The 10618-nt window shown below is 62.9% G+C and carries 9 protein-coding genes; 6 read left to right on the top strand and 3 right to left on the bottom strand.

Going from position 1 to position 10618, the window contains the following annotated elements; genetic code table 11:
• The 3 genes from groEL to ACH2EI_RS05765 form a co-directional block, all read left to right on the top strand.
• Nucleotides 1-955 (top strand): chaperonin GroEL (groEL, locus tag ACH2EI_RS05755; RefSeq protein ID WP_395159417.1); only part of this gene is annotated, 955 nt, incomplete at its 5' end.
• A 293-nt stretch (nucleotides 956-1248) separates the two neighbouring features.
• A complete protein-coding gene (locus ACH2EI_RS05760; protein WP_395155689.1) occupies nucleotides 1249-1875 on the top strand; it encodes a hypothetical protein in 627 nt (208 codons plus the stop codon).
• 152 nt (nucleotides 1876-2027) lie between these two features.
• The gene (locus tag ACH2EI_RS05765; protein WP_395155691.1) at nucleotides 2028-2690 is read left to right on the top strand and encodes an NUDIX hydrolase; all 663 of its coding nucleotides are present in this window, start codon (nucleotides 2028-2030) and stop codon (nucleotides 2688-2690) included.
• A 516-nt stretch (nucleotides 2691-3206) separates the two neighbouring features.
• Here the strand turns inward: ACH2EI_RS05765 and ACH2EI_RS05770 are convergent.
• Both ACH2EI_RS05770 and ACH2EI_RS05775 read right to left on the bottom strand, forming a co-directional pair.
• The gene (locus ACH2EI_RS05770) at nucleotides 3207-4373 is read right to left on the bottom strand and encodes an MFS transporter (protein WP_395155693.1); all 1167 of its coding nucleotides are present in this window, start codon (nucleotides 4371-4373) and stop codon (nucleotides 3207-3209) included.
• Nucleotides 4374-4377: 4 nt separating this feature from the next.
• Complete coding sequence (locus ACH2EI_RS05775; RefSeq protein WP_395155695.1) at nucleotides 4378-5796, bottom strand: pyridoxal phosphate-dependent decarboxylase family protein; 1419 nt, start codon at nucleotides 5794-5796, stop codon at nucleotides 4378-4380.
• 148 nt (nucleotides 5797-5944) lie between these two features.
• On the opposite strand from ACH2EI_RS05775, the gene ACH2EI_RS05780 reads away from it, so the two are divergent.
• Complete coding sequence (locus ACH2EI_RS05780; protein WP_395155697.1) at nucleotides 5945-7096, top strand: DUF418 domain-containing protein; 1152 nt, start codon at nucleotides 5945-5947, stop codon at nucleotides 7094-7096.
• Between the two features lie 2 nt (nucleotides 7097-7098).
• Here ACH2EI_RS05780 and ACH2EI_RS05785 read toward each other — a convergent pair whose 3' ends face one another.
• Nucleotides 7099-7485 carry a hypothetical protein gene (locus tag ACH2EI_RS05785; RefSeq protein WP_395159419.1) on the bottom strand — a complete coding sequence of 129 codons (387 nt, stop codon included), beginning with the start codon at nucleotides 7483-7485 and terminating at the stop codon, nucleotides 7099-7101.
• 19 nt (nucleotides 7486-7504) lie between these two features.
• Here ACH2EI_RS05785 and guaA point away from each other — a divergent pair, with 19 nt between their 5' ends.
• The gene (guaA, locus tag ACH2EI_RS05790; protein ID WP_395155701.1) at nucleotides 7505-9067 is read left to right on the top strand and encodes a glutamine-hydrolyzing GMP synthase; all 1563 of its coding nucleotides are present in this window, start codon (nucleotides 7505-7507) and stop codon (nucleotides 9065-9067) included.
• 210 nt (nucleotides 9068-9277) lie between these two features.
• Entirely contained in the window at nucleotides 9278-10456 is a 1179-nt protein-coding gene (locus ACH2EI_RS05795) for an NlpC/P60 family protein (RefSeq protein ID WP_395155703.1), read from the top strand.
• Nucleotides 10457-10618: the final 162 nt, after the last annotated feature.

A 10618-nucleotide genomic window follows, 5' to 3' on the forward strand; every position in this document is an offset into this window, starting at 1 on the left:
CTCAGCGGTGAAAGATGTGCTGCCGATCCTTGAAAAGGTAATGCAGAGCGGCAAGCCACTCGTGATCATCGCCGAAGACGTTGAAGGCGAAGCACTCGCGACTCTCGTTGTTAACAAGATCCGTGGCACCTTCAACAGCGTCTCGGTCAAGGCCCCAGGCTTTGGCTATCGCCGCGAGGCAATGTTGCAAGACATTGCGATCCTCACCGGTGCACAGGTCATCAGCGAAGAGGTCGGCCTCAAGCTCGAGAACGTCACCCTTGACCTGCTCGGTACGGCCAAGCGCGTCGTGATCACCAAGGACAACACGACCATCGTTGATGGCGGTGGCGAAAGCGCCGACATCGAAGGTCGCGTCAACCAGATCAAGGCAGAGATCGAGAACACTGACTCCGACTGGGATCGTGAGAAGCTCCAGGAGCGTCTCGCGAAGCTGGCCGGCGGTGTGGCACTGATCAAGGTCGGCGCCGCAACCGAGGTGGAGCTCAAGGAAAAGAAGCACCGCATCGAAGACGCCGTGTCGTCGGTTCGCGCAGCCATCGAAGAAGGCGTGGTCGCCGGTGGCGGCACCGCTCTCATCCGTGCCCGCGCCGCAGTGCTGAAGGTCGTCGAGTCGCTGGAAGGCGACGAGGCAACTGGAGCCAAGACTGTCTGGGAAGCACTGCTTGCTCCCGGCCGTAACATCGCTAACAACGCCGGGCTTGAAGGTTCGGTCGTCGTGCGCGAAGTCGAAGCAGCTGAAGGTGCCTTTGGCATGAACGCTGCAACCGGCGAGATGATGGACCTCATCAAGGCTGGCATCATTGACCCGGCCAAGGTCACCCGTGCGGGTCTGCAGAACGCAGCCTCGATCGCAGCACTGCTCCTCACCACCGAGGTCCTCGTCGCTGACGCGCCCGAAGCTGCCGGCGACGGCGGCATGGGCGGCATGGGCGGCATGGGCGGCATGATGTGATCCTCCCGGCACGACTCTGACCCAAATCGGTCGTGCCGGCCCCTGACTCCGTCAGGGTGGATCGACTTCGTCGCTCCGATGATCAGTCCAGCCCCGGAATCGCATTGAGCGATTCCGGGGCTGCGCTCGTTTTCGCCCCGCTCGTGACCTCGCTGGCTCAACGAACGTCCGGGTTTTCTCTCCTTTCTCGTGAACGCCATCGGCCACGTCGTCGCGGCCTACACACTTTTTCACTGGCTGCTGGCCTCGTCTCTGCTGCGCCCCTCCTTCTGTTCTTTCTGTACTCTCTCCCTATGCCGGCGATTGAGGGTGCGCAACGTCCTTTTTGGATGCATCAGGTCGTTGAGTATTTGATCGGCATCGTCTTGATCGGCGCTGCGATTCAGGCGCCAGAGCCGGTGGTTCCTGCTGTGATGGGCGGGCTCGTTGTGATGAACGCAGCGATTGCCAGGGGGCCGGCCTCGGCGTTTCCGTTGGTGAGCCGGACGGTGCACCGCTGGCTTGATGTCGTGGTGATGTTGCTGCTGGTCGCTGCCGCGTTTCAGCCGGCGTTCGACGTGGACAGTACGGGGCGCTTGTTGCTCTGCGGCATTGCGTTCGTGATGTTCTTTATTTGGTTGAACTCCGACTTTGCCGAGAAGGCGATCAGCAAGAAAAACAAGCAGCAGGTCAAGCAGGCTCGGCAAGAGCGGTTGGCGCGTCCGCAGAGCGAAGAGCTTGGTAAAAAGGCTGGTCGGGTTGTGGGTAGCGGGGTCAATGCGGCGAAGCGGATGAACCAGAAGCGCAAGGAAGCCGCGCAGGATGGGTTGGCGCGTCCGCAGAGCGAAGAGCTTGGTAGGAAGGCTGGTCGGGTTGTGGGTAGCGGGGTCAATGCGGCGAAGCGAATGAACGAGAAGCGCAAGGAAGCTGACAACGAGTGACACGGGCAGCGGGGTGTCAGCCCTACCGTCGACTCGTATCCTGGAGGTATGAGTTTTGTGCTGTCTGCGCCTGATCTCGCCAAGATGACTGCAGTGTGGGAACAGTTCGAAGCTGGTGAGCAGGGCCGGAAGCCGTTCGACCGAATGGTTTCATGACCGAAATGCGCGCAGGTGGCGCCCAACGCGATCGCGTCCCTCGCCCTCCTGCATTCACTGAACACTTCGCCACACCGTGGAAGCTTGGATCGTCATGGTCGGTTGATGAATTGGTTGCTCCGGTTCCAGAACGGTCGGGTCCGATGCTGCCGACCTTTCCCGATGCCAAGCTCTCTGCTGTCCTGTGCCTGCTGGCCGATGGGCCAAATGGCGCCGAGGTGTTGCTCACGCGACGCTCAATGGAGATGCGCAATCACCAGGGCGAGATCAGCTTCCCAGGCGGTCGCGTCGATCCGGGTGAGACAGCGATCGAGGCGGCTGTGCGCGAGGCACACGAAGAGGTCGGACTCGACCCCGCCCTGTCGACCATCGTCGGTGAACTTGAGCACCTGAGCACCATTGTCTCGAAGAGCTACATCGTTCCCGTCGTGGCACGACTCGATGCCGGGGAGCGGCCGCACCTCGAACCGCAGACCATGGAAGCCGATCGAGTTATGTGGACGCCCATCAGCGAACTCACCAAGCCGTTGACCTATCGCCTCGAGCGTTGGGGCAACCTGCCGCTCGACCGGCCATTGCACTTCTTCGAACTTGACGACGAAACAATCTGGGGCGCCACCGGTCGGATGCTGTTTGACCTGATCACCCTGCCCAGATAGTTGCGTATGGGGTCAGGCCCCTTTCGCAACTATCTGTCGGTCAGGCGCCCCAGCCGCCGGAGAAGTCGAAGAACTGCCCGGTCTGGAAGCGGTTCTTTCCGTCGAGGAGGAGCGCGGTCACGTGGGCCAATTCCTCGGTTGTTCCGAGGCGCCGCAGCGGCGTCTGCGCCTCGATTTTTGCACGATGCCATTCGGCCTGGCCCGAGTGCCGCAGTAGATCGAGGTGATCGGGTCGAGACGAGCGCCCGTCGACGATGTGAAGACGACGACTTGGCCCTGACCGGCAGCCTGCATCGGAGCGAGCACGGCTTGGACTGCTGCCTGGTTGCCGGTGGGCGCCGTCAGGTCGACGTCGTTGACCGTCTGGACCGCGGCCCGCGGGCTTCGAGGTCGGGGACGAGTTCAGAAATCGGCATCTCAGCGGTGCCTATTCGGCCGCTCTCGGCGCAGAGTCTGGCCCTGTCGTCCTCACCGGCAGAGAGTTGCGAAAGGGGCCTGACCCCCATCTGTGATGCGTCAGGTTGGTAGCTGGCTGGACGTTGCAGCACCTGCGAGGGCAAAGCCGATTGCCACGACGAACACAAGGGTGAACCCGCCGGTGATATCGGCAATCAAACCGCCGAGCTGCGGGGACGTGACCTGAGCGACGCCGAACGCAAACGTTGTAGCGGCGAAACTCGGGCCGAATGCTTCAGGACTCGTGTTCCGAACCACGTAACCAATGATGACCGATGGCAACCCGCCGAACATCAGGCCAATCACGACCGAACTCGCTGCGACGACACCGACGACGCCGGTGAGGACACCCGCGAGTGCAATTGCAAACATGACGTATCCCGTGACGAGCGTTCGTCGTTCGCCGAATCGGCCTGCGATCACGCCCATCATCACACCGCCGACGACCGCACCGATTCCGACAAGAGTGAACATCGTCGAGGCGAGGCCCTCGCTGAATCCGGCGTCGTCTTCCAACCGCGACGTCAGGAACGAGATGGCGATCAGGTAGCTGAATCCGTAGGTGACGTAGGCGCCGGTGATCGGGATCCAACCGGGCATCTGGCGCAGGATGCCGAAGCCAGCGCCACCTACCCGCTGGCGGCTGGGTGCGTTTTGGCTGTGGCGGAGCAGGAGGACGATTGCAATGACGATCACGATGCCGACCCCGAGGTCGATCCGGTAAACGTCACGCCAGGCGGAGTCGCCCGAGCGGTCGCGCACGACGCGTGCCAGCTGGCCGGTGACCACGATTCCAACGCCGACCCCGCCACCGACTGCGCCGACGGCGAGACCGCGCCGGTGTGGGCCGACAGCGGCTGCAGCGATTGCGGGCGACGGTACCCAGATCAAGGCGCCACCGAACCCCATCGAAAAGAGTGCGATGCTCAAGACGAACACGTTCGGTGCAACGGCAGCCAGCGCGATTCCGCCGAGGGAGAACGCAAACCCGCTCCGTAACACGGTGAGGAGCGCGAAGCGGGTGGTGAGCGACGCGACCACGAAGGTGCCGACCAGGTAGGCGAGCACGTTGGTGGTACCGAGCAGTCCAGCGACCGTGTTGGAGTGGTCGAGGTCGTTGCGAATCGCCGGCAGCAGGACGCTGTACGTGAATCGCCCAAAGGCCTGAGCAACCACGGCGCCGAGGCCGACCAGTACAACGGCGGCCCAGCCGCTCGCGGTGCGCATGAGGTCAGCTCTGCGAGTCGGCGACGGCCGCGAGCCGATCCCACATGACAACGACGTTGTCGCGCGTGGTGGCGCGCGCCCCGATCGAGATGCGCAGGACCGATCGCCCATCGAGCACCGTCCGGGTGAACAGGCCGATTCCCGAGGCGTTTGCTTCGTTGATGAGGGCGTCGGTCGCTTCGTCACCATCGGTGTGCGCGACGCACAACAGGTTCAGTGGGTGAGGTGCGACAATGTCGAGCCCCTGGTGGGCTGCGACCCAACCGGCGAGTTCCTGCGTGAGCGCAACGTGGTCGCGGAGCATGGTCTGGATCGGGACCACACCTTCGGTCCGCAACGCAAACCACAGCTTGAGTGCACGAAACCGCCGCCCAAGTGGGACTCCCCAGTCGCGGTAATCGATCGCGCTGCCTGACTGTGCGGCTTCGGATGCCAGGTATGGCGGGAGAATACTGAGCGCCCCAATCAACGCTGAACGATCGGCGGTCCAGAACAGGTTGCAATCGAAGTTGATCCCCATCCACTTATGCGGATTGGTGGTGTACGAATCAGCGAGGTCGAGGCCGTCATTAACCCAGCGATGCTCAGGAGCGAGCGCCGCGATGCCGGACATCGCGGCGTCGACGTGCAGCCAGATGTTGTGGTGCTGAGCGATCACAGCGATTGCCGGTGTCGGGTCGAACGCCATCGAGGAGGTCGTGCCGTGTGAGGTGACGACGAAGAACGGTGTGAGCCCAGCGGCAAGGTCGGCGGCCACCATGTCGGCAAAGGAATCGGGCCGCATGGCGAACTCGTCATCGGTTGGCACGACTCGCACACGGTCGGTGCCGATACCGGCGATGCGGAATCCCTTCTCGATGCTCGAATGCGCCTGGGCGGTGCAGTAGCCGACAAGGTGCGTGGTGTCGCCCGTGGCGTTGACTTCGCCGCCGGTGGCCCTCCAGCGTGCCGCCAGCATGGCAATCAGCGTCGACTCACTTGCCGTGCCTTGGATTGCTCCACCGCCACGTTCGCTGGTGGATCGGAATCGGTCTGGGAGCCCGAGCAGCTCGTGCATCCAGTCGAGCATCAGCGTCTCGAGTTCGGTTGCCGCCGGGGACGTGGCCCAGGCCATCACGTTGATGCCGAGCCCGGCCGACATCAGTTCGCCGAGTATCGACGGATACGTGATGTTCGACGGGAACCATGCGAAGAAATCAGGGTGTTGCCACTGAGTGAGCCCCGGGACGATGATCTGCTCCAGGTCGGCCATCACGGCATCGAACGATTCGGGCTCGGTGGGTGGGTGCTCGGGCAATTGCGCGCGGATATCGCCAGGCTTGGTCTCTGGGAAGACGCGCTGCTCAGCCACACCGTGTTCGAGAAACTCGGCGATCCAATCGACCATGTCGTGGCCGTGTTTGCGGAACTCTTCCGGCGTCATTGCTGCAGAATAGGACTCTGCGTCAATTCCGACTGCCTCGGGGCAGCCCGACGGATGACACACGTCGTTCTCGGCTCCGTCTCACGGTTGAGGACCGTAGGACCTGCGGCGGATGCGTATCTGGCGGCGCCCAGACAAAGTGCAGTCCATGCCCGACACCCCTGTCGTCACCGACGCCTCGCCAACAGCTACCCCAACAGCCATCCCAACAGCCCAGCGCATCGACAGCCTCGATGTGATCCGCGGCGTCGCGGCGCTCGGCATCCTGCTGATGAACGCCGTGTCGTTTGCGCTCCCCGATGCCGCCTACATGAACCTCGAGCAGGCCGGGAACGAGACACTGCTCGATACGGCGATCGGGGTCGCTGGTCGGATCTTGGTCGACCAAAAGATGATGGCGATCTTCTCGCTGCTGTTCGGTGTGGGCATCGTGATCTTTGCCGACCGAGCCGCGGCGAAGGGCCGTCGATCGATCTGGTTGAGCCTCTGGCGAAACCTGCTCTTGCTGATCGTTGGCGTCGCCCACACGATCTTGTGGGACGGTGATGTGCTGACGGTGTACGCCTTGTGTGCTCCGTTTGTTCTTCTGCTTCGCAAGCTGCCCGCAGCGTGGCTGTTTGGCATCGGCCTCGCGGTGGCAAATGCGCCTGCTGTCCTTTCGCTCATGGTCAACTCGTCGATCGAGGATGCTGATCTCGGTGGCGTCTGGTTTATCGGAGGCGAGCTGTCGGATGGTGTCGGTGGCCTGTTCCTCCTTGACGGATTCGGCCGGGCCCTCGGTTTGATGCTGATCGGGGTCGGCCTGTTCCGGCTCGGTTTCGTGCAGGGAAATGCCAGTCAGGCGACCTATCGACGTACTGCCGTGTGGGGCTTTGGGATCGGCGTTCCACTGTCGGCAGCGGGCTTGTTGATGAACACGTCCACCGACTGGGCTGGGTCGGCGGCCTTCTCGGGCCATGCCGTCTCGACGTTCGGAACGGTGCCGATGGCGCTCGGCTACCTGTCACTCATCGTCCTGTGGGCTGGCCGGAATTCTGGAGGGCTCCGTGCGCGGCTCCAGGCGGTTGGCCGGATGGCGCTGACGAACTACCTCACCCAGACGATCATCGGTGTTGCCGTCCTCACGATCGCGCTCGACAACGTCGACGTCTCGCGGACACTCGTGCTCGGGTTCGTCTTTGCGGTCTGGGCGTTGCAGCTCACGTGGTCGCCGTGGTGGCTTGCCCGGTTCCGCTTCGGCCCGTTCGAATGGGCATGGCGCTGCGCCACCTACCGGTCGCTGCAGCCGTTGCGCCGGTGACGTCAGCCGCTGCGTTTGCGGCTGCTGCGGATGACGTTGCCGAACACGATTGCGAGGCCGCTGAGGACGGCGAGCAAGATGAGCCCCTGACGCCAACCGCCGCGCTGCTCGCTGCCGCAACCTGGCCGTTCGAGCACGCCGACGCACGATGTGAGGTCGCGATCCTCGGGGAAGAAATCGTTGGCGGTGGTCGGCGGCCGTGGCGCATCGACGTCGACAAGATCGTCGGTCGACACCGGCAGCGTCTCAGATGGTGTTGCCTCGTCGGCCGGTACGTCGATTGCCTGTGCCGTTGCCGGTGTTGACGCGAACATGATGAGCATCGCGATGAGCGCGCACATCGTTCGACTGAACTTCTCGTTCAGGCCTGGGCGGCTGGATGGTGCCACTGCTCTACGATTCACAGTCTTGAGTCAATCGCAGCAGACCCCCCGTGCCACCGTCCTGGTCGTCGACTTCGGCGCTCAATATGCCCAGCTGATCGCTCGACGGGTTCGCGAGCTTCACGTGTTCTCCGAAATCGTCGGCCACCGGTTGAGCGCAGCCGAAATGGCGGCGAAGAATCCGGCCGCCATCATTCTGTCTGGTGGGCCAAAGAGCGTGAACGTCGAGGGTGCCCCCTCGCTCGACCCGGCCGTGTACGACCTCGGGATCCCGATCTTTGGCATCTGCTACGGAGCACAGTTGATCGCGCAGCAGCTCGGCGGCACCGTTGGCCGTGGCATGCGTGGCGAGTACGGCCGAGCCGAGTTGCAGCGGCTTGGCGATTCACTCATTCTGCCCGACGAGGCGCCGGACCGTCACGAATGTTGGATGAGCCATTTCGACGGCATCACTCAAGCTCCCGATGGCTTCACAGTGACGGCGTCGTCGCCCGGTGCACCGGTTGCCGTATTGGAGAACGATGAGCGCAAGATCTACGGCGTCCAGTTTCACCCCGAGGTCAAGCACTCGCCGTACGGCCTTGCAGCGATGCAACGCTTCCTCCACGAGCGTGCCGGTATCGCGCCCGAGTGGAAGATGTCGTCGGTCGTTGAAGAGCAGGTGGCGCTGATTCGCGAGCGCGTCGGCGGCGCGCGTGTCATCTGTGGTCTGTCCGGTGGAGTCGACTCCTCGGTCGCAGCGGCACTCGTGCACAAGGCGGTCGGTTCACAGCTGACATGCGTGTACGTCGACACGGGCCTCATGCGCAAGAACGAGAGCGCACAGGTCGTCGAGACCTTCCGTCGGAACCTCGGCATCGAGCTGATTCATGCCGATGAGGGTCCGTCGTTCTTTGAGGCATTGGCTGGGTTGACCGAGCCCGAAGCGAAGCGCAAGGCAATCGGCGAGCGGTTCATCCGGGTTTTTGAAAAGCACACCGGTGGTATCACCGAAGCGAAGTTCCTCGTCCAGGGAACGCTGTATCCCGACCTCATCGAGTCGGGCGGTGCCGACGGAACAGCTGCGGTTATCAAGAGCCACCACAACGTCGGTGGCCTCCCCGATGACATGGAGCTTGAACTGATCGAACCGCTCCGTGACCTCTTCAAAGACGAAGTCCGTGCGCTTGGCACCGAGCTGGGCCTGCCCGACGAGATGGTCTGGCGCCAGCCGTTTCCCGGCCCGGGCCTCGGCGTCCGGATCATCGGTGAGGTCACGCCAGAGCGCGTGGCGCTGCTGCAGGAGGCCGACGCAATCGTTCGCGAAGAACTGAAAGCGGCGGGCCTCGAACGCGAGATCTGGCAGAGTTACGCAGCGCTCCTCGCCGACGTCCACTCGGTTGGCGTGATGGGCGACGAACGTACATATGGCAATCCGATCATCATCCGGGCAGTGACGAGCGAAGATGCAATGACTGCTGACTGGGCACGCATCCCGTATGAGACGCTCGAAGTGATGAGTCAGCGCATCATCAACGAAGTCGACGGGGTCAATCGCGTTGCGTACGACATCACGAGCAAGCCGCCTGGCACCATTGAATGGGAGTGAGAAGCGGCTCCGCGGCTTCGGGCTGACGTCCGGACTCGCGCACCTTACGACAAACGTTCTGGTCTTGTTTTGTGTGAGCGATGGGGAGGTCCGACGCTGGAATTGCTCACGCAAAAATCAGGCGGTCTCAGGTGACCGATCGAACTGTGTGAACTTCTGTTCCGTTTTCGCAACATGATCGTAATATTCGCTAGGGTTCGTTTCGTTCCTATGAAGCAACTACTCCGAGTTCTTCCTGTTGCCGTGGCGACAGCCCTGCTGGTGCCAGCGTTCACGCCGACTGTTTCATACGCCAGCCCGGTCGATGCGCAGCGTGGACGCGTCGAAGACATCGTTGACGAGCTCGAACGACTCGAAGAAGATGCCCGCCGGATCGGTGAGGAATACGTGCTCGCCGTCGACACAAAGGCCACGCTCGATAAGGACATCGTCGAATCCGAAGCTCGCGTCGCTGCCAAAGAAGTCGAAATCGGCGACCTGCGCGGTGACCTGGGGGAGATGGCAATCCGCTCGTTCGTCGGTGCCGGGTCCACGCCGCTCGGACCGCTGTTCGAAGACACCTCCGACCTCAACGCGATCATGCAGCGCGACGAACTCGCCCGTGTCGCCCTCAGCGCCGGCACCGTCACAACCGACGAACTGAACGCAATTGTTGCCGACCTCGAAGAGGAGCGTGCAGACCTCGGCCGCAAGCGCACACAAGCCGAGCAACTGACTCAGGATCTTGCTGACGCACAGGCCCGCACCGACGACCTCACTGCTGAGTACACCGCGGCCCGGGCCGATGCAGAAGCCAAGCTTGGTCAGGTCATCCAAGAAGAAGAAGCGCGCCGCGCTTCCGAAGCTGCTGCCCGCGTTCGCGCCGAATACGAAGCGCAAGTTGCTGCAGCAGCAAATAACAGTAACTCTGGCGGGTCTTCGACGACCGCTTCGAATGGCGGCAACTCCACGCCAGCACCATCCAACAGCGGTGGTAACAGCAACTCAGGCGGAGGCTCGACGCCAGCGCCCACCGTCATGGCTCCTCCTGCGGTTTCGTCACGTGCGGGCGCGGCTGTGAACGCGGCGCTCAGTCAGCAGGGTGTGCCGTATCGTTACGCCACCTCGAACCCCGGTGTGTCGTTCGATTGCTCGGGCCTCACCAGCTACGCCTGGGCACAGGCTGGCGTTTACCTGCCGCACCAGTCGCGTGCGCAGTACGCGTCGATCCCGCACGTCAGCATTGGAGCTGCACAGCCGGGCGACCTGATTTTCTTTTACAGCCCGATCAGCCACGTCAGCGTGTACCTCGGCAATGGCCAGCAGGTCCACGCTCCGAACACGGGCAGCGTTGTGAACGTCGCTTCGGTGAACTGGAACAAGGTCGTCGGCGTCGGCCGTCCCGGCTGAGCGGCGCCACGTCGCCCGATCCCTGCGTCAGCCCTCTCCTCTCGTTGGCGAAGGCCAACTCGGGTTCATGCTTTCTTGGCCTCGGACGACCTGATCGCCGCTCAGCTTCGCATCGCCATCACGTTTCCTGCGTCAGCCCTCTCCTCTCGTTGGCGAAGGCCA

It is taken from the genome of Ilumatobacter sp. (assembly GCF_041688325.1).
GTDB lineage: Bacteria > Actinomycetota > Acidimicrobiia > Acidimicrobiales > Ilumatobacteraceae > Ilumatobacter_A.

What these genes read in the sequence shown, in the direction of transcription:
- ACH2EI_RS05760 (WP_395155689.1), top strand. Translation starts at nt 1,249, where the DNA reads ATGCCGGCGATTGAGGGTGCGCAACGTCCTTTTTGGATGCATCAGGTC.
- ACH2EI_RS05765 (WP_395155691.1), top strand. Translation starts at nt 2,028, where the DNA reads ATGACCGAAATGCGCGCAGGTGGCGCCCAACGCGATCGCGTCCCTCGC.
- ACH2EI_RS05770 (WP_395155693.1), bottom strand. Translation starts at nt 4,373, where the DNA reads ATGCGCACCGCGAGCGGCTGGGCCGCCGTTGTACTGGTCGGCCTCGGC.
- ACH2EI_RS05775 (WP_395155695.1), bottom strand. Translation starts at nt 5,796, where the DNA reads ATGACGCCGGAAGAGTTCCGCAAACACGGCCACGACATGGTCGATTGG.
- ACH2EI_RS05780 (WP_395155697.1), top strand. Translation starts at nt 5,945, where the DNA reads ATGCCCGACACCCCTGTCGTCACCGACGCCTCGCCAACAGCTACCCCA.
- ACH2EI_RS05795 (WP_395155703.1), top strand. Translation starts at nt 9,278, where the DNA reads ATGAAGCAACTACTCCGAGTTCTTCCTGTTGCCGTGGCGACAGCCCTG.